This is a genomic window from Compostibacter hankyongensis, assembly GCF_039541075.1.
GTDB classification, from domain to species: Bacteria; Bacteroidota; Bacteroidia; order Chitinophagales; family Chitinophagaceae; genus Compostibacter; species Compostibacter hankyongensis.
Genome location: NZ_BAABFN010000001.1, coordinates 998,180 through 1,015,850 on the forward strand (window position 1 = coordinate 998,180; position 17,671 = coordinate 1,015,850).

A 17,671-nucleotide genomic window follows, 5' to 3' on the forward strand; every position below is an offset into this window, starting at 1 on the left:
AATCGTGGTGCATCCTTTTTCCGGGTCGTTCCGGACAGCGGGTTTTTTGTACATTCGCGAAAAGCGCGGAGGAGGATATGTCTGTTACACAAATGCCCCTGGCGGAACGCATGCGTCCGCATACCCTGGATGACCTGGCCGGACAGGAGCACCTGACCGGAGCGGGAAGCGTTTTACGAAAAGCCATCGCCCAGGGCCATATCCCTTCCATGATACTTTGGGGCCCGCCGGGGGTCGGCAAGACTACCATCGCCCATATCATCGCCCAGGCGCTGGAGGTGCCGTTCTACACCCTGAGCGCCATATCCTCCGGAGTAAAGGAAGTGCGGGAGGTCATCAGCCGTGCCGGGGAAGAAAGCGGCGCCATTCTTTTTATTGACGAAATACACCGTTTTAACAAGGGACAGCAGGATGCCCTGCTGGGCGCCGTGGAGAAAGGGACCATCACGCTGATCGGGGCCACCACCGAAAATCCTTCCTTTGAGGTAAATGCCGCCTTGCTTTCGCGTTGCCAGGTCTATGTATTAAAGCCGCTGGACGAGGAGCAGCTGCTGCGGCTGCTGCACAAAGCGCTGGACGGGGATGAGCGGCTGCGGGAAAAGCAGCTGCAGCTGCAGGAGCATGCCGCCCTGCTGAACCTTTCGGGCGGGGATGCGCGGAAACTGCTGAACCTGCTGGAGCTGGTAGCGGAAACGCTGGACAAGGGCGCGGAGATCACCGATGAGCAGGTCATGCAGATCGCGCAGCAACGCATAGCCCTGTACGACAAGGGAGGAGAGCAGCATTATGATATCATCTCGGCCTTTATCAAATCCATCCGGGGCAGCGATCCCAATGGGGCGGTGTACTGGCTGGCGCGTATGATCGAAGGAGGAGAGGATGTAAAATTTATTGCCCGCCGGATGGTGATCCTGGCTTCCGAAGATATCGGCAATGCCAATCCTACCGCGCTGGTGCTGGCCACCAATACCTTCCAGGCAGTGAACCTCATCGGTTATCCCGAAGCCCGTATCATCCTCTCGCAGTGCGCCACCTACCTGGCCAGCTCACCCAAGAGCAATGCCAGCTATATGGCCATCGGCCAGGCGCAGTCGCTCGTCGCCCGGCAGGGCGATCTGCCGGTGCCCCTGCATCTGCGGAATGCGCCTACTAAGCTGATGAAGCAGCAGGGCTATGGCAAAGGATACCAGTACTCACACGACTATGTCCAGAGCTTTTCCCCGCAGGAGTACCTTCCCGATGCGCTGGCCGGCACGAAGCTCTATGATCCGGGGAAGAACCCGCGGGAAGAGGAGCTGCGAAAGTTCCTACGCAGCCTTTGGCAAAAGAAGTACGGGTATTGAAAAATAGGAACGTTCTGAACAGGGGCGCCTTATTGCCCATCCTGCACAGGAAGAGAATCGAGCACAGGAGTGGAGGCCAGGCGTTCCATATCTTTTCCACGAACCCTTACGATTTCAGTCCGCACGTTTTTTGCTTTTTGACCGTTCCGATATACGATACCGGAGGTGGGAGTGCGATAGATATCGTACCGGGCAACAATGCCATTGAATCCCGGAATAGTATCCTGATCAAAGTTTTTCAGCAGGAAGTCGATATTGTCCCAGACGTCATAGTTCTGTCCTATGAATTCTACCATTCCGCCGTCTATAATGTGGTGATTGGAGACGGGGAATACAAAAAAGCGGCCGAAGCCCCTGTTGATGTACCGCATCGGTGGGGCGGAGGATGCTACCACCAGCATAACGACGCCGCGGGATGTCCGGATCATCCGGGATTTTTCCCATTCCGGCGGGAACTCCCGCTTGACCTGTTCCGGTGGAAATATCTGTGAAGCAGAGGGATGGTTAAGATGATCCGAACACCATTTTTTTGCCGATGCTATCAGCGCCCCTGGTGCTTCCGTTGTTTCATTGGCTGTCAGATCGCTAATTTCCTTGCTGCAGGAGACGGCCAGTAGAAGCAGCGCCAGACAAGCGGCTGCCAGAAGGTGGAGAGATTTTCTCATACGAATAGCATGATAATAATGACGAATATAAATATTTTTTCTTGACAGGATTGGTTTTTTATATGGAAATAATATCTCGTTGGAATCTTAGATGAAAATCTGACTGTTTTATAGACGCAGCATCGTGAAAACAAAAAATGCAAGCCTTGCGATGGCTACCTTATTTTGTATGATGAGCAATAGTCTTTTAGGTCAGGCTATTCAAAAGCCTGGACAATATAAGGTGGGCCGGCATATTATTTCCGTGGAGGAAAGCAGCACTTATCATTCATTATGGATTACGGAAGACGGCAACATTATTTCTGATATGCTGAAGAATCCCAGAAGCCTGATACGGTTTGAAGGTATGAAATTCTCCGGCCGGGAAACTATCAATAGTACATTCGTGCGCGTATTGGGAATTAGCCGGATAAAGGAATTAATATACGATCCTAAGCAGGTAGATATTCTTGTTATCCTTTATGCAGTCGCCAGTCAGGGAAACGGAAAAGTAGTGGGAGTACAATTTATGATTCCTTCCAGACAGAAAATCCGGCTTACCTCCAAAGAACTCGTTGATCTTACGATCTTTATGAAAAGGCATATTACGCTTTCGCTTCCTCCTAATGTAACCGCAGGTTCCAGGATTGCGCCCTTTTCCCAAACGGTAAAATTCAGCAGATTGCTGAATGAATAAAAATTAGATAACCAGCCGGTCGATCTTCCCGTTCTTCAGCTGCAACGAGCGGGTGACGCAGGCGGGGATTTCCTCCCGGTAATGCGATACGTAGATGAGCGTTTTACCGGGACGGTCGCAGACCGCTTCGATGATCTTTTTAAAGCGCGCCTTCTGCTCCTGATCCAGCCCCTGGCAGGGCTCGTCGAGGATCAGCAGGGGCGGGTTCTTGACCAATGCCCGCGCCAACAGCACCAGCCGCTGCTCGCTGGCGGACACCTGTCTGAATTTCTTTTCCGAAAGGGATGCAATGGCCAGCAGCTGCATCCATTCTTCAGCAAGCCTGACCTGTTCCTCCGTCGGCTTATGCTGCAGCCCCATGGTATCAAAAAAACCGGAAAGCACTACATTTTTGCAGGTGTTGGCCGAAGTGAAATACTGGTGGAGCTCAGGGGAGACAAAACCGGTTTTGCGTTTCAGCTCCCAGATGCTTTCTCCGCTGCCCCGCCTTCTGTCAAAAAGATAAATCTTATTCGCATAGGCCTGGGGGTTATCACCGGTGATCAGGCTGAGCAGGGTGGATTTTCCCGCTCCGTTGGGGCCGGTGAGCGCCCACTTGGAACCCCTTTCCACTTTCCAGCTGATATCGTCAAGGATCATAGTATCGCCGTATTTCACCTTTACGTTCTCCATACGTACGGCAAAGGAAAACCGGTGATCTTCGTTTCCGGCAGGGGTCAGCTTTTCCAGCTGTACCGGATCGATGAAAGGGCCTGTTGCTGACGCTTCCCGCTGCGCTTCCCGGAGTTGCAGATACTGCTTACGTGTAAAAGCGCCTTTCACCTTACCGGCGTCCAGCTCCAGCACATGGGTAATACAATCCGGGAGCTCCTGGGGGGTGGTAACCAGGATGATGGTGATGCCGGCGGCAATGAATTTTTCCAGCAGCTCATGAAAGAAAGCCCGCGTCTGCACATCCAGCCCGGTAAACGGACTGTCCAGCAGCAGCAGCTCCGGCTGCTGCATCAGCGCTGCCGCGATCATCAGCCGGCGCGTTTCACCATTGGAAAGCTTGATTAAGGTCTTGTCCAGCAGCGGCGTCAGCAGCAGCAACGTTTCGATGTCTGCCGGGGTAAAGCGGGGCCGGAGACCGGCTACCTGCCGGCTGACCCTGTCCGCGGTTTGTTCGAGGAACGCACGAACAGTAGGCGCGTCGTCGGAATCATAAGCATGAAAGCGTTGCTGATAATAGAAATCCGTGGTATGGGAGAGGTTGCGGAAATGATGATGATGGGATACTACAGCGATCAGGTTGCGGAAGTTGAACAGCGGATCCGTGATGGTATGGCGGGCTGCATAGTCCGCAAAAAAAGGATAACGGATGCCGCCTCCCGAGATGTTGTATTTGCCGAGCAGGGTATTCAGAAAAGTGCTTTTGCCCGATCCGCTGGGGCCGGTGACCGCCCACTGCTCCCCCCGGTTTAGCCGGAAAGACAGGTCTTCGAACAAAACCTGGTCTGTATAGCGGACCGTAAGGTGATCCATAACGAGAAGGGCTGTATGATCTGTCTGCATGTGGCGTCTTATGTGGAAATTCTTCCGGGAATAACGGCCTCAAACCTATAGCAGGGCAGGGAAAGAGGGTAATTTTATTTGAAAGGGATTACGATGGCTAAATGATGTAGAAGTTTTATAATAATCTGATTTATAGATGATTAGTCAATATGCCTCCCGTTGTTCACCGCCCCTCTTTTGCGGACTGCGCGGTTGCTGCTGTGGTAATAATGGGTAACTTTATCGCAAAAATCAAATATGCGCTGCACGGTGACGGCTGTTTTCGTTTTCCTCCTGGCGGGCCTGAAGACCGGTATGGCACAGGAATTGCCGGATGACAGCGGCATAAGCGCGCTTGTCCGTGCCGTATCGGCAGACAGTCTGAGATCCTATGTGGAAAAGCTGGTCTCTTTTGGCACCCGCCATACCTTAAGCAACCGTACAGACCCGGAGCGTGGCATCGGCGCGGCGCAGCACTGGCTGCTGCAGCAATTCCGCAGCTTTTCCGCTGAAGGCAAAGGCAGGCTGAAGGTGACGCTGGATACCTGGCAGCAACCCGCAGACGGCAAAAGAGTAAACCGTCCCATCGTAATGGCCAATGTAATGGCCGTACTGCCGGGCACGGATACGGCGGACCACCGTGTTTTTATCATCACCGCTCACCTGGACAGTCGCCGTACAAATGTCATGGACAGCACCGGCGATGCCCCCGGCGCCAACGATGATGCCAGCGGGGTGGCCGCCTTGCTCGAAATGGCCCGCGTGATGGGTTCTCATCCCCGGGCAGCTACCATAATGTGGGTAGCGGTAAGCGGTGAGGAGCAGGGATTGCTCGGGGCCGCTCACCTGGCGGAAAAGATGAAACAGGCGCATCGCGAAGTGGCTGCGATGATCAACAACGATATGATCGGACAAAGCACAGCGGGCGGCACGGACCTGCAGGACAATACCCGCGTCCGGGTGTTCAGCGAAGGCATTCCCCGGGCAGAAACGCCTGCGCAGGCCGCCCTCCGCCGGGCCACGGGCGGGGAAAACGACAGTCCCTCCCGGGAGCTGGCGCGGTATATCAAAGCCGCTGCTGATCGCTATGTGGATAATCTTACCGTGAAGCTGATATACCGGAGCGACCGTTTTTTGCGGGGAGGCGACCACTTGCCTTTTACCGAGCGGGGCTATACAGCCGTACGGATCACCGATTATTATGAGAATTATACGCATCAGCACCAGGATGTCCGGAAGGCGAACGGTATAATTTACGGGGACCTGACCCGTTTCATGGACTTTGCCTATCTGCGGAAAAATACCGGTTTGAACCTGGCGGCCGTTGCCGAGCTGGCCGCGGCGCCCTCGGTACCGCAGGAGGTAAAGATGGATGTGCGCGAGCTTTCCAATAAAACGCGGCTGTACTGGAAAGCGCCGGCTCACGGCCGGGTGAAAGGATATTATGTGCTGATGCGTGAAACCGATCAGCCGATGTGGCAACGGCGGTTTTTTACCAGCAGCGAAACATTGATCCTTCCTTATTCAAAAGATAATTATTTCTTTGCGGTACAGGCGATAGGGGAAGACGGCAGCCGCAGCCTGCCGGTGTTTCCCGCGATAGGAAGGTGAAAGGCGGGTTCCCTGACCCCTAATAGGGGAAGAGGTAAAAGATAAAAGGTGAAAGGTGAAAGGTAAAAGGTAAAAGGGCGAAAGGCATATAGCAGTTTAAAGTCTAAGGTTCAAAGTCTAAAGTTCATTTTCGGACAATCAACCTTGGATGTTAAATGCGCAGCATTGGCAACGAAGTTGATTTATTTTTAAATAGTGTTGCCGAACTGCGTTTCACTGAGACCTATGAAAAACATTGTACGCGAAGTAAACTTTGGACTTTGGACTATTGAACCAGAAACCTCAAATCAGAAACGTCAAACCAGAAACCTCGAAACCGGATTTTAACGACATGCGAAAATATCTGTTCATAACGTTTTGCGGATTGTTGGGTATGCTGGATGCGTCTTCTTTGCATGCGCAGGGGATGGCGCTGCCGCAGACTGCAGCGACGGAAAGCGTGGTGATCGCAAAGAACACTACCGCTGATTTCCGGCAGCGGTTTTACGAAGGATTGCTCAAATGGAGCATCCTGAAAAATATTTCCCTGCCGCTTACGGATGCGGACAACGCCTATGACTTCCGGGGCAGCTTCTGGCCCATGGAGCTGATCCTCTATCATACCGATTATGCCCGCGAACGGCTGAAGTATGCTTTTTCCATGGTCGACCGGCAGAACGCAGATTTTCAGCGGGCGCTGGTGGAAGTGGTATATACGAATTTTCCCACGGCCTTCCGGCCCGAGGTGATCCGGCTGATGCAGCGGACCACAAACGCCAAGGTTTTTGCTATCTGCGCCAATTATCTCTGGCGGGGCGGGACAACGCCGGATGCGCTGCCCGCCATTCTGGAAGGACTGCGCAGCCGGTTTGATACGGCGCGGGACAACCCCGTGATCATGATGCTGAAAGCCGATCTGGGAAGAGCGCGGCACGCGCCGCCGCCGCTTCCCGATCTCCGCGACCTGCTGGGGCTGCAGTTTGCGCCGGGCCTGCCGGTGCTGTACAGCTTCCAGCGGCGCAACCGCGATTATCCGGGTATGGTCGTCGTGCGCGGGCCGGACGGGCGCTTTGTCCGCAATGGCGACGGAAGTGTTTTCGCCGTACCCCAGCTGGCGCGTTCCATCTCCAACCTGCCTTTTTACCTGACCAACGGCAATACGCCGCAGGGCGTCTACCGCATGTCGGGGTTCGCCGTTTCCCGCAGCCAGTTTATCGGCCCTACGCAAAATATCCAGCTGTCGCTGCCCTACGAGATCCCGGTGGACAGCTTTGTGATCAACTATATCGGGGCAGACAGCTGCTGGCAGAAGGAGGCCTACCACGATCTGCTGCCCGCTTCCTGGCAGTCGTACCTGCCGGTATACGATGCCTTTTATGCCGGTAAGGCGGGACGTTCGGCCATCATCGCGCATGGTACCACTATCGACCCTTCTTTTTATAAGGGCCAGGTATATTATCCGCAGACGCCTTCCGAAGGCTGCCTGTGTGCGCTGGAAACCTGGTCGCCGGCCGACGGCAGCCGCACCAGCAGCTACCAGCAGCAGCTGGTGGATGCGCTGAAAAGCACCGGAAGTCCGGTGGGTTATGCGGTAGTGATCGAGCTGGACGATAAAGCCGGCCCGGTTCAGCTAAACGAATTGCTGCCTTTCATCCGCAGAGCGGAAAACACAGGAGCCGCTGCTCCGTAATAAGCTTCTTTTTTTCTGCTATGCCATGCTCCGGCAGCATGCGTAGTTATGCCGGCGGGGGAGGCTGCAGCGGCGCTTTCGTGGAGTCCGCCGGTGTTGCCGGCGTGGTCGGTGCCGGCAGCAGTTCCGCCGGACCTTCCGGAGGAGCAGTCTCTTTCTTCGATGGTTTGGGCGCCTTTGGCCTTGGTGTCCAGAGCGGAATTTTATAGCTGATGCTGTAATTGAAATCGAATATGGCGTTGTGCATGCCCTTGCCGTAACCGGGGATGACGTAGGGCCGTACCTGTTTGTCCACATTCGGAGTGGCCAGCACCCGCAAGCGCAGGCTCCACCCGAGGAACAGGTTTTGCAGCACTTCAGCCTTCATACCTACCACCGCTTCCACCCATTGCGGCATCAGCGTGCGCTTGTCGAAGCTGCCCTCCGTATTGCCCCAGTAGGGGTCGGTAACCAGGTAATAAGGAATGGTTCTTTGCATGCGGGCGATGCCATAGCGGAAGCCGACATAAACGATGCTGTTTTCGAAAGGAAACTGGGGCTTGAGCATGTTGTAATCGATCCCGAAACGGCCGAAGATACCGCTGGAGCGGTAGGCAAACTCGGGTTTGTTATCAACATGCGTCCGGTTCCAGCCGGCATCGACAGCTATGTACAGGTTGCTGTCTATCCGCGCATCCCCGTTGATCTCCACATCCGTGCGGGCAGGTTGTACATAATGCATGGCAATGCGGCTCAGATCGGCCCCGATGCGTATGCCGTATTTCAGGTCGGAGGGATACTGGGCATAGCCCTTCCCCGCCGCAAGCAGCAGCGCGATGGTCAGCAATGCAGGCAGACCTTTAAAAATAAAGTTTAAGGTTTTCGACATTGCTGGTAGTGATATCGGGTCGGTTTATCCAAACGGAATCAATATAGTGCCGGGTAAAATGTACGGAATCCAGCGTATAGTTAGTAGAAAATCCGCATCCGGGCGATATGAAATGTAAGCTGCGTTTATACATTACCGTTATCGTATCGCCTCCGTGGCTTGTGGAATCGGTCTGCAGATAAAAGCGGGTGGTGTCCGCGGTTTGCTTCAGCGGCACAAAAACGCTGTTGACAGGCTGGTTGAGCGCGAGCAGGCTGTCTTCCCGGCCTATGCCGTACATGGTAAGGGCGGGCAGTGTGGTATCGGCTTCCCTTTCATCATCTATCATATAATGAAAGGTAATACCCAGGAAGCTGTCCACCGGCGCATTGCAGCTTTTTGAGTCGTCACAGGACGACAGGCCGCTGATGCCGGCAAGCAGCAACAGGATAGCCGGGATATGGAATAGCTTTATTTTCACGTCGGGCTCAGACTGTTTCGGCTGCAAGTTAGCTTTTATCTGCTTTTAATTCCGTCTTCAGGAACCGGGCCGTATGGCTGGTCTTGTGGCGGGCCACCGCTTCCGGCGTACCGGTGCAGAGGATGGTGCCGCCGCCTTCCCCGCCTTCGGGTCCCAGATCGATGAGATGATCCGCCACCTTGATCACGTCCATGTTATGCTCGATCACCAGCACGGTGTTGCCTTTGTCCACCAGGGTATTGAGCACATTCAGCAGCAGCTGTATGTCCTGGAAGTGCAGGCCGGTGGTCGGTTCGTCGAGGATATAGATGGTTTTCCCGGTATCTTTCTTGGACAGCTCGGTGGATAGCTTTACCCGCTGGGCTTCCCCGCCCGAGAGGGTTACGGCGGACTGACCCAGGGTAATGTATCCCAGCCCTACCTCCTGCAGCACTTTGACCTTGCGGAGCAGATAAGGCACCGGCTCAAAAAATTCCACAGCTTCATCCACCGTCATGTTGAGCACATCCGAAATGGATTTTCCCTTGTACCGGATCTCGAGCGTTTCCCGGTTGTAGCGCCTGCCGTTGCATTTCTCGCAGGGTACATATACATTGGGCAGGAAGTTCATTTCGATGACCCGCATGCCGCTGCCTTCGCACACGTCGCAGCGCCCGCTTTTGACGTTGAAGGAAAACCGGCCGGCGTTGTAGCCCCTGATCCTGGCTTCGGGTACCTGGGCAAAGAGCTGGCGGATATCGGTAAAAAATCCGCAGTAGGTGGCCGGGTTGCTCCGTGGAGTGCGGCCGATGGGAGACTGGTCTATCTCGATGACCTTGTCCACATACTCCAGCCCGCTTATACTGTCGTAGGAGAGCGGCTGCAGCTTTGAGTTGTAGCAGTGGCGGGCCAGTATGGGATAAAAAGTGTCTTTGATGAGGGTGGACTTGCCGCTGCCGGATACGCCGGTCACGCAGATAAAGGTGCCGAGCGGGAAGCGGGCGGTAACATTTTTCAGGTTATTGCCGCGGGCCCCTTTCAGCACCAGCTCATGACCGTTGCCTTTTCGCCGGACAGCGGGTACGGCAATCTCTTTTTTCCCGCTGAGATAGGAAGCGGTGGGCGTTTTCAGCTTCAGAAAATCTTTGGGACTGCCTTCGCCCACGATCCTGCCCCCGTGGATGCCCGCGGCGGGACCGATATCCACGAGGTGGTCCGCCTGCAGCATAATGTCTTTGTCATGCTCTACCACGATAACGGTATTGCCGGTGTCCCGGAGGTTTTTCAGGGCATTGATAAGGCGGTGGTTATCGCGCTGGTGCAGCCCGATGCTGGGCTCATCCAGGATGTAGGTGATGCCGACCAGCTGGGAGCCGATCTGGGTGGCCAGACGGATACGCTGCGACTCTCCCCCGCTGAGGGTCCTCGTAGGGCGGTTCAGCGTAAGATAATTCAATCCCACGTCGAGCAGGAAGCTAAGGCGGTCCCGGATCTCTTTGAGCACGTCTTTGGCAATGGTCACCTGTTTGCGGGACAGCCGCTTTTCTATGTCTTCGAACCAATGGAATAGTCCCTGCAGGTCCTGTTCGCCCAGCTCGTGGATGTTTTTCCCGTCGACGAGAAACCAGAGACTTTCCTTTTTCAGCCTGGCGCCCCCGCACTCGGGGCAGGGAGCCATTTCCATAAAACCTTCCGCCCAGCCGCGGAGGGCATCCGAGGTGGTGTCGTTAAAAAAGCGCTTTACGGTGTTGACCACTCCTTCGTACTCGGTGGTATAGACGGAGGAGCCGTTTTCGTCAAAGTCCAGCTCCATATCCACGCTGGCGTTTTCATCACCGAAAAGCAGGAGGTTTACCACCTTCTCCGGCAGCTTGCTGACCGGTACGGAAAGGGAGAACTTGTATTTCCGCGCCAGCTGCTGAACCTGCCGGAAGGCAAAGGTTTCCCGCGCTTCGCCCAGCGGGGCGATACCGCCTTCGTTGACAGATTTGCTCCCGTCGGGCAGCACTTCCTTCAGGTTGACCTGGTAAATGGTGCCCAGCCCTTTGCAGCGGGGACAGGCGCCATAAGGCGAGTTGAAGGAAAAGGTATTGGGGGAGGGCTCTTCGTAAGAAATGCCCGTATCCTCACACATCAGCTGCTTGCTGTATACCGTATCTTTTTCTTTTTCCTTCCCTTCGGCCAACACGTTTACAAACATCAGGTCCTTGCCCAGCTCAAGCGTTTTCTGCACGCTCTGGCTGATGCGGGCGCGGGAAGGAGGGGTTACCTGCACACGATCCACCACCAGCTCTATATCGTGCACTTTGTACCGGTCCACCTGCATACGGGGGGCCAGGTCTTTTATCTCTCCGTCCACGCGGACCTTCAGATAGCCCTGTTTGCGAAGCTGCTCAAACAGCTCCCGGTAATGACCTTTCCGGCCCCGGACCACGGGCGCCAGCAAGGTGAGCTTGCGTCCGGGAAAATGTTGGTAGAGGTGCTCTACGATCTCTTCCTCGGAGAAGCGTACCATCTTTTTGCCCGTATTATAGGAATAGGCCTCCCCGATACGGGCATACAGGAGGCGCAGGAAGTCGTAAATCTCAGTGACGGTGCCTACGGTAGAGCGGGGATTGCGGTTGGTGGTTTTCTGCTCGATGGAGATCACGGGAGAAAGACCGGTGATCTTGTCCACATCGGGACGCTCCATGTCGCCGATAAACTGCCGGGCATAGGCCGAAAAGCTTTCCAGGTAGCGGCGCTGCCCTTCGGAGTAAATGGTGTCGAAGGCCAGCGATGATTTGCCGCTGCCGCTGATGCCGGTAACGACCACCAGCCGGTTTTTGGGCAGGCGGATACTGATATCTTTCAGGTTGTGTTCCCGCGCCCCGTATACGGCTATGCTTTCATTATCAGGGGCAACAGGGTTTGGGGAACGGGATTGTCTGGGCATAATGTCACTTCAAAAGACTGTAAAGTTAGGGAAACCGCAAACATCTCTATCTTTGGGTCCATTTATAACAACAAATCCCGGGATGCGTTCACTGTCACAGGTCATGACCCTGGTCCGGAAGGAGTTCCTGCTGGAATGGCGGCAGCAGTATGCCTTTTACGGCATCCTCCTGTATGTCACCTCCACGGTGTTTGTCATGTATATTGCCATACGGCAGCCGGAGGCGAAGATATGGAATGCCCTGTTCTGGGTGATCCAGCTGTTTATCACGGTGAACACGGTGGCCAAAAGTTTTCTTCAGGAAAGCCCGGGCCGGATGCTGTATTTCTATACCCTGGTGGGGGCGACAGAGTTTGTGGCGGCCAAGCTGATCTACAATGTGCTGCTGATGCTGCTGATGAGCGGGCTGAGCCTGTTGCTGTATATGATGTGGTTGGGGAATCCGCTTATCAATATCCCGTTTTTTATCGGCATGGTCTGCCTGGGGGGCGCCGGGCTGGCGCTGACCTTTACCATGCTGGCGGCCATTTCGGCCAAGGCGGGACAGAATGCGGCCCTGATGGCTATCATGGGCTTCCCGTTGGTGATCATCCAGGTGATGATCCTGGTGAACGCCACGCAGTCGGCCTTTCTCTCGGTTTATCAGCCGGGTCTGACCCGGATGATCGTTTTACTGGCCGGTATGGATGTACTGGTAGTAGCCCTGTCGGTGATCCTCTTCCCCTTTTTGTGGAAAAATTGATTTTTGTGCAACCCGTCATACGCTTGTTTTGATTTTATACAGGCATATTTCCTCTTTTGGCTTACTTCTTCTAAAAAGCCGCCTCCTTTGGGGATTTGGCAAATTTCGTGTACGTTTGCAAAGTCTTTTTCAGCCGGGGATTAGCCGTTGCCTGGCAGGTTTTTTAAAGAAATGATGGCCTTTTGAAAAAGGATGAAAACGGATATTGACGGATGAAATACTGGTGGAAAATTCTTTGCGTTGTCCTGTTGCTGTATACCATTATCGGTGGTCTGCTGATGCCGGTGCCGGCGCTTGAGATCCTGCACGAAACCATCCGGAACCTGTACTACCATGTGACCATGTGGTTCTGCATGCTGATCATCTTCTTTGTTTCCTTTGCCAGCGCTATCGGTTACCTGCGCAATCCGCAGCCCGCCCGGGACATTGTGGCGGTAGAGGCGGCCCGCGTGGGGCTTCTGTTCGGCACCCTGGGTCTGATCACCGGTTCCATATGGGCCCGCTTTACCTGGGGGGAATTCTGGAGCAATGATCCCAAGGAGCTGTGCGCCGCTATTGCCTGGCTGATTTACCTGGCCTATTTCATCCTGCGGAATTCTTTTACGGATATCGACAAACGTGCCCGCGTATCCGCCGTATACAACATCTTTGCCTTCATCCTGATGATCCCGGTGCTGTTTGTGATCCCCCGTATGACGGACAGCCTGCACCCCGGTAACGGAGGCAACCCCGGGTTTAATACCTATGACCTGGACAGCGATCTGAGGATGGTGTTTTATCCTGCCATTGTCGGATGGACGCTCCTGGGGGCATGGTTGCTGGATCTGCGGGTCCGGATGAAAAAGATTGAATTAAACCGAATGATCCATGCGTAAGCTCAGCGTTCTGTTTCTGTTGACTTTGTCCCTTCTTCCGGCCGCCCTTCCTGTGCTGGCTCAGTCCGGCGCTTCCCCGCAAATGGACAGCGCCCTGCAGCAGAACGGCAAGATCTATGTGGTAGTAGCCGTTCTGGTGGTTATCTTTATCGGCATCGTACTGTTCCTGATCCGCATGGAGCGCCGCATCAGCCGTATGGAAAAAGACCAGCGTTCCGCTTCCTCCTGAGCGGAGGAGCCGGTACGGCATTCCAAACTATCCTGTCCATCTTCCAAAACCATTATGTATGGCCACCAAAGCGCAAGGCTCTGCGTACAGCTTCTTTGAAGGCGTGGAGAAGAACTTCGACAAGGCTTCCCGTTTTACCCGTTGGGAAAAAGGCATCCTGGAGCAGATCAAAGCCTGCAACGCGGTGTACCGCATGCGGTTTCCCGTGCAGGTGGGGAAGGATATCCATGTTATCGAGGCCTACCGTGTGCAGCATTCCCATCACAAGCTGCCCTGTAAAGGCGGCATCCGCTTCAGCGAGGAAGTCAATCAGGATGAGGTCATGGCCCTGGCTTCGCTGATGACCTACAAATGCGCTATCGTCAATGTTCCCTTCGGAGGCGCCAAGGGCGGTATCCGCATCAATCCCCGGAACTATACGCCTTATGAGCTGGAGAAGATAACCCGCCGCTATACCTCAGAGCTGGTAAAAAAGAATTTTATCGGACCCGGCGTGGATGTGCCGGCGCCCGACTACGGCACCGGCGCCCGGGAGATGAGCTGGATACTGGATACCTACCAGAGCCTGCGCCCCGGAGAGATCGATGCGATGGGCTGCGTTACCGGCAAGCCCGTTTCCCAGGGCGGGGTCCGCGGCCGGACAGAAGCCACCGGACTCGGTGTATTTTACGGGCTGCGGGAAATCTGCAACAGCCCTGAAGAAATGAAGCAGGTAGGGCTGTCGACCGGCCTGGAAGGGAAGAAGGTGGTGATCCAGGGGCTGGGCAATGTGGGTTATCATGCCGCCAAATATTTTCATGAAGCCGGCGCCATTGTCATCTGTCTGATAGAATGGGACGGGGCCATCTATAACCCCAAAGGACTGGATCCCACGGAGGTGCTGAAATTCCGCCAGGAAACGGGGTCCGTCACCGGGTTTCCGGATGCCAAAAACCTGAAGAAGAACACCGACGGGCTGGAGCTGGAATGCGATATCCTGATACCGGCTGCGCTGGAAAGCGTGATCGACGCCCATAACGCGCCCCGTATCCGCGCAAAGATCATCGGGGAGGCCGCCAACGGACCGTTGACGCCCGAGGCCGACGATATCCTGCACCGGAAAGGCATTACCGTGGTGCCCGATGTATTCCTGAATGCGGGCGGGGTAACGGTATCCTATTTCGAATGGCTGAAAAACCTGAGCCATGTCCGCTACGGACGCCTGGAAAAGCGGTTCAGCGAAAACATGAATGTGCATATTATGAACAACATAGAGTCGCTCACCGGTAAAAAGATATCGGAACAGGAGCGCCGCTTTATCGCGCATGGCGCCGACGAGGTGGACCTGGTCTATTCGGGGCTGGAGGAAACCATGTGCGCCGCCGTGCAGGAGATACGCGCCATCCGGAACAGCGACCCCAAGATAAAGGACATGCGTACGGCGGCTTTTGTCTGCGCTATCGACAAGGTCGGCGAGGCTTACGCCCAGCTGGGCATCTTCCCCTGATACCGGCCCGCTTCTTTTTGGCGATGCCCCGGTCCGGCAACCCGGGGGGGCGTCTGGCGCTTCACCCGTATGCCGGCAGCCGGTCCAGGAAAGCCCAGTCGGCCGGGCTGCGGCGGATACAATAGGTCCGCTTCCCGTTGGTAAGGACCAGGTATTCCACCGGCAGGGCCATGTTGTAACGCAGGATCTGCTCCAGCGTGGCCGGCGTGATCTCCACCGCTGCTTCCTTGCATTCCACCATCATCCAGGGCCGGTCGTCTTTGTAGACGATAATGTCGTACCGCTTGTTGAGGCTGCCCAGCTGCAGGGCTTTCTCGATACTGATCAGCGCGGCGGGATATCGCAGCGCGAGCGTCAGGTAGGCGATGAAATTCTGCCGTACCCATTCTTCGGGACTCAGCAGGACCATCCTTTTGCGGATGCGGTCGAAGATATAGGTCTTGCCGTTTTCCTCGCGGACAGTGAAATCGGGTTCGGGAAAGGGAATATGGATCATAGCAGGGACCGGTGTAAATAAAATACATTATTTTTAGATGCCCAAAAAGTAGCATGAAAACCAAGGAAGAAATCGTCAGCAACTGGCTGCCCCGGTACACCGGGGAGCGGCTGGATCGTTTCGGGAAATATATCCTGCTCAGCAATTTCAGCAATTATGTCTATCTTTTTGCCGAGCAGCACAAGGTGAAGGTAAAGGGGGAGGGCCGTCCCATGCAGTGCGCCACGGCCGAAGGCATCAGCATTATCAATTTCGGGATGGGCAGCGCCAGCGCCGCCACCATCATGGACCTGCTGAGCGCCGTCAGCCCCAAGGCGGTGCTTTTTCTCGGGAAATGCGGCGGGTTGAAAAAGAAAAACAAGATCGGTGACCTGATCCTGCCCATTGCCGCGATCCGCGGGGAGGGCGCGTCCAGCGATTATTTTCCCCCGGAAGTACCTGCGTTGCCGGCCTTTGCCCTGCAAAAAGCCATCTCCACCACCATCCGGGATCATGCGCTTGATTACTGGACGGGCACCTGCTACAGCACCAACCGCCGGGTATGGGAGCATGACGGTGTTTTTAAAAAATACCTGCAGCGTATCCGCGCCATGGCCGTGGATATGGAAACCGCTACCGTCTTTACCGTGGGCTTCTATAATCACATCCCTACCGGCGCCCTGCTGCTGGTATCCGACCAGCCGATGGTGGCCGAAGGAGTGAAGACCACCGAGAGCGACAAAAAGGTGACTTCCGAATATGTGGAAACCCATCTCCGCATCGGTATCGACTCGCTGAAGCAGCTGATCAACAACGGCCTTACCGTAAAGCACCTGCATTTTTAACCCCTCTAAGGGGAAGTTTAAAGTTTAACGTCCAACGTCTAAGGTTTCATTCCACAGGTCAACTTTAGACATTAGGCTTTGGACTTTAGACTACTGAACCTCAAATCAGAAACAAGAAACCGGAAACTTCCGTTCCGGCTCCGCAGGTAAAATAAAATCCGCTTCATTGGCCGGAATCCCGTACCTTTGCAGACTTAAAATTCATTCCGTAAAATGAAGTTATCCCAGTTTAAGTTTGACCTCCCCCTGAATCTTATTGCCCAGCACCCCAGCAAAGCCCGCGAAGAAGCCCGCCTCATGGTCGTGCACCGGGATACCGGTAAAATTGAGCACAAGATATTCCGCGATGTCATGAACTACTTCGACGATCAGGATGTCATGATCGTTAACAATACCAAGGTATTTCCTGCCCGCCTGTATGGACGGAAAGAAAAAACCGGCGCCAAGATCGAGGTGTTCCTCCTTCGTGAGCTGAGCCGGCAGAATCGTCTCTGGGACGTAATTGTAGACCCCGCCCGGAAGATCCGCGTCGGAAACAAGCTGTATTTCGGAGAAGACGACAGCCTGGTGGCCGAGGTGATCGATAATACCACCTCCCGGGGACGTACCATCCGCTTTCTGTACGACGGTCCGGATGAGGAATTCAAAGACCTGCTCGATGCGCTGGGGGAAACCCCGCTGCCGAAATACATCAAGCGTAAGCCGGACGACACCGACAAGGAAAGATACCAGACGGTATATGCCAAATACGAAGGCGCTGTGGCCGCCCCGACGGCCGGCCTGCATTTCAGCAAGGAGCTGATCAAGCGGCTGGAGATCAAAGGCGTGAAGTTTGCAGAAGTGACGCTGCATACCGGCCTTGGCACCTTCCGGCCCATAGAGGTGGAAGACCTCAGCAAGCACAAGATGGATGCCGAATATTTCCGTATTGACGAGCAATGTGTAAAGATCGTCAACCAGGCCAAGGAGACCGGGCACCGCATCTGCGCCATCGGCACCACTTCCATGCGGGCGATAGAGTCGTCGGTGACCGCAAGCAGTCTGCTGAAACCGGATGAGGGCTGGACCAACGTGTTTGTGCATCCGCCCTATAAATTTTCCATCGCCAATGCGCTGATCACCAACTTTCACCTGCCCAAGACCAGTCTCATCATCATGGTGTCCGCCTTTGCCGGCTATGAGCTGATCATGGAAGCTTATCAGGTTGCCATAAAAGAGAAATACCGGTTCTTTAGCTACGGCGACGCCATGCTGATCATATAGCCCGCCGTTTGCGCTGT

At 54.8% G+C, this 17,671-nt stretch carries 16 protein-coding genes; 10 read left to right on the top strand and 6 right to left on the bottom strand.

What is annotated here, in order from left to right; translation table 11 throughout:
* Positions 1–77: 77 nt before the first annotated feature.
* On the top strand, positions 78–1,343 hold the full coding sequence (locus ABD851_RS04155; RefSeq protein WP_344975788.1) for a replication-associated recombination protein A: 1,266 nt from the start codon (positions 78–80) through the stop codon (positions 1,341–1,343).
* A 29-nt stretch (positions 1,344–1,372) separates the two neighbouring features.
* Here the strand turns inward: ABD851_RS04155 and ABD851_RS04160 are convergent, their stop codons facing one another.
* Positions 1,373–2,008 carry a hypothetical protein gene (locus ABD851_RS04160; protein ID WP_344975791.1) on the bottom strand — a complete coding sequence of 212 codons (636 nt, stop codon included), beginning with the start codon at positions 2,006–2,008 and terminating at the stop codon, positions 1,373–1,375.
* 124 nt (positions 2,009–2,132) lie between these two features.
* Here ABD851_RS04160 and ABD851_RS04165 point away from each other — a divergent pair, with 124 nt between their 5' ends.
* Positions 2,133–2,684, top strand: coding sequence for a hypothetical protein (locus ABD851_RS04165; RefSeq protein ID WP_344975794.1), 552 nt, complete (start codon positions 2,133–2,135; stop codon positions 2,682–2,684).
* Positions 2,685–2,687: 3 nt separating this feature from the next.
* On the opposite strand, the gene ABD851_RS04170 is transcribed toward ABD851_RS04165, so the two are convergent.
* Positions 2,688–4,238 carry an ATP-binding cassette domain-containing protein gene (locus tag ABD851_RS04170; RefSeq protein WP_344975797.1) on the bottom strand — a complete coding sequence of 517 codons (1,551 nt, stop codon included), beginning with the start codon at positions 4,236–4,238 and terminating at the stop codon, positions 2,688–2,690.
* 237 nt (positions 4,239–4,475) lie between these two features.
* Here ABD851_RS04170 and ABD851_RS04175 point away from each other — a divergent pair, with 237 nt between their 5' ends.
* On the top strand, positions 4,476–5,828 hold the full coding sequence (locus ABD851_RS04175; RefSeq protein ID WP_344975801.1) for a M20/M25/M40 family metallo-hydrolase: 1,353 nt from the start codon (positions 4,476–4,478) through the stop codon (positions 5,826–5,828).
* Positions 5,829–6,159: 331 nt separating this feature from the next.
* Positions 6,160–7,497 (top strand): hypothetical protein, encoded by a 1,338-nt coding sequence (locus ABD851_RS04180; protein WP_344975804.1) that lies wholly within the window; start codon positions 6,160–6,162, stop codon positions 7,495–7,497.
* 46 nt (positions 7,498–7,543) lie between these two features.
* Here the strand turns inward: ABD851_RS04180 and ABD851_RS04185 are convergent, their stop codons facing one another.
* Genes ABD851_RS04185 through uvrA form a run of 3 tightly spaced genes read right to left on the bottom strand, consistent with a single transcriptional unit; the run spans position 7,544 to position 11,739 of the window.
* Positions 7,544–8,365, bottom strand: a complete 822-nt coding sequence (locus tag ABD851_RS04185; protein WP_344975807.1) for a DUF6048 family protein — start codon at positions 8,363–8,365, stop codon at positions 7,544–7,546.
* Positions 8,337–8,825, bottom strand: coding sequence for a DUF6452 family protein (locus tag ABD851_RS04190; RefSeq protein WP_344975810.1), 489 nt, complete (start codon positions 8,823–8,825; stop codon positions 8,337–8,339). The genes ABD851_RS04185 and ABD851_RS04190 overlap by 29 nt, the downstream gene beginning before the upstream one ends.
* Positions 8,826–8,853: 28 nt before the next feature.
* The gene (uvrA, locus tag ABD851_RS04195; protein WP_344975813.1) at positions 8,854–11,739 is read right to left on the bottom strand and encodes an excinuclease ABC subunit UvrA; all 2,886 of its coding nucleotides are present in this window, start codon (positions 11,737–11,739) and stop codon (positions 8,854–8,856) included.
* 82 nt (positions 11,740–11,821) lie between these two features.
* Here uvrA and ABD851_RS04200 point away from each other — a divergent pair, with 82 nt between their 5' ends.
* The 4 genes from ABD851_RS04200 to ABD851_RS04215 all read left to right on the top strand — a co-directional run bounded on the left by ABD851_RS04200 (position 11,822) and on the right by ABD851_RS04215 (position 15,071).
* Positions 11,822–12,481: a heme exporter protein CcmB gene (locus ABD851_RS04200; RefSeq protein ID WP_344975816.1), complete on the top strand. Its 660-nt coding sequence runs from the start codon at positions 11,822–11,824 to the stop codon at positions 12,479–12,481.
* Between the two features lie 212 nt (positions 12,482–12,693).
* Positions 12,694–13,356: a cytochrome c biogenesis protein gene (locus ABD851_RS04205; RefSeq protein WP_344975818.1), complete on the top strand. Its 663-nt coding sequence runs from the start codon at positions 12,694–12,696 to the stop codon at positions 13,354–13,356.
* Positions 13,349–13,585, top strand: a complete 237-nt coding sequence (locus tag ABD851_RS04210; protein ID WP_344975820.1) for a CcmD family protein — start codon at positions 13,349–13,351, stop codon at positions 13,583–13,585. The genes ABD851_RS04205 and ABD851_RS04210 overlap by 8 nt, the downstream gene beginning before the upstream one ends.
* 58 nt (positions 13,586–13,643) lie before the next feature.
* Positions 13,644–15,071, top strand: a complete 1,428-nt coding sequence (locus ABD851_RS04215) for a Glu/Leu/Phe/Val family dehydrogenase (protein WP_344975823.1) — start codon at positions 13,644–13,646, stop codon at positions 15,069–15,071.
* Positions 15,072–15,132: 61 nt separating this feature from the next.
* Here the strand turns inward: ABD851_RS04215 and ABD851_RS04220 are convergent, their stop codons facing one another.
* Entirely contained in the window at positions 15,133–15,567 is a 435-nt protein-coding gene (locus ABD851_RS04220) for a type I restriction enzyme HsdR N-terminal domain-containing protein (protein ID WP_344975825.1), read from the bottom strand.
* Positions 15,568–15,620: 53 nt separating this feature from the next.
* On the opposite strand from ABD851_RS04220, the gene ABD851_RS04225 reads away from it, so the two are divergent.
* Entirely contained in the window at positions 15,621–16,391 is a 771-nt protein-coding gene (locus ABD851_RS04225) for an AMP nucleosidase (protein ID WP_344975828.1), read from the top strand.
* Between the two features lie 213 nt (positions 16,392–16,604).
* Positions 16,605–17,654 carry a tRNA preQ1(34) S-adenosylmethionine ribosyltransferase-isomerase QueA gene (queA, locus tag ABD851_RS04230; protein WP_344975831.1) on the top strand — a complete coding sequence of 350 codons (1,050 nt, stop codon included), beginning with the start codon at positions 16,605–16,607 and terminating at the stop codon, positions 17,652–17,654.
* Positions 17,655–17,671: the final 17 nt, after the last annotated feature.

Coding starts and splice junctions, on each gene's coding strand:
- ABD851_RS04155 (WP_344975788.1), top strand. CDS start 78: ATGTCTGTTACACAAATGCCCCTGGCGGAACGCATGCGTCCGCATACC.
- ABD851_RS04160 (WP_344975791.1), bottom strand. CDS start 2,008: ATGAGAAAATCTCTCCACCTTCTGGCAGCCGCTTGTCTGGCGCTGCTT.
- ABD851_RS04170 (WP_344975797.1), bottom strand. CDS start 4,238: ATGCAGACAGATCATACAGCCCTTCTCGTTATGGATCACCTTACGGTC.
- ABD851_RS04175 (WP_344975801.1), top strand. CDS start 4,476: ATGCGCTGCACGGTGACGGCTGTTTTCGTTTTCCTCCTGGCGGGCCTG.
- ABD851_RS04180 (WP_344975804.1), top strand. CDS start 6,160: ATGCGAAAATATCTGTTCATAACGTTTTGCGGATTGTTGGGTATGCTG.
- ABD851_RS04185 (WP_344975807.1), bottom strand. CDS start 8,365: ATGTCGAAAACCTTAAACTTTATTTTTAAAGGTCTGCCTGCATTGCTG.
- uvrA (WP_344975813.1), bottom strand. CDS start 11,739: ATGCCCAGACAATCCCGTTCCCCAAACCCTGTTGCCCCTGATAATGAA.
- ABD851_RS04200 (WP_344975816.1), top strand. CDS start 11,822: ATGCGTTCACTGTCACAGGTCATGACCCTGGTCCGGAAGGAGTTCCTG.
- ABD851_RS04205 (WP_344975818.1), top strand. CDS start 12,694: ATGAAATACTGGTGGAAAATTCTTTGCGTTGTCCTGTTGCTGTATACC.
- ABD851_RS04210 (WP_344975820.1), top strand. CDS start 13,349: ATGCGTAAGCTCAGCGTTCTGTTTCTGTTGACTTTGTCCCTTCTTCCG.
- ABD851_RS04215 (WP_344975823.1), top strand. CDS start 13,644: ATGGCCACCAAAGCGCAAGGCTCTGCGTACAGCTTCTTTGAAGGCGTG.
- ABD851_RS04220 (WP_344975825.1), bottom strand. CDS start 15,567: ATGATCCATATTCCCTTTCCCGAACCCGATTTCACTGTCCGCGAGGAA.
- ABD851_RS04225 (WP_344975828.1), top strand. CDS start 15,621: ATGAAAACCAAGGAAGAAATCGTCAGCAACTGGCTGCCCCGGTACACC.
- queA (WP_344975831.1), top strand. CDS start 16,605: ATGAAGTTATCCCAGTTTAAGTTTGACCTCCCCCTGAATCTTATTGCC.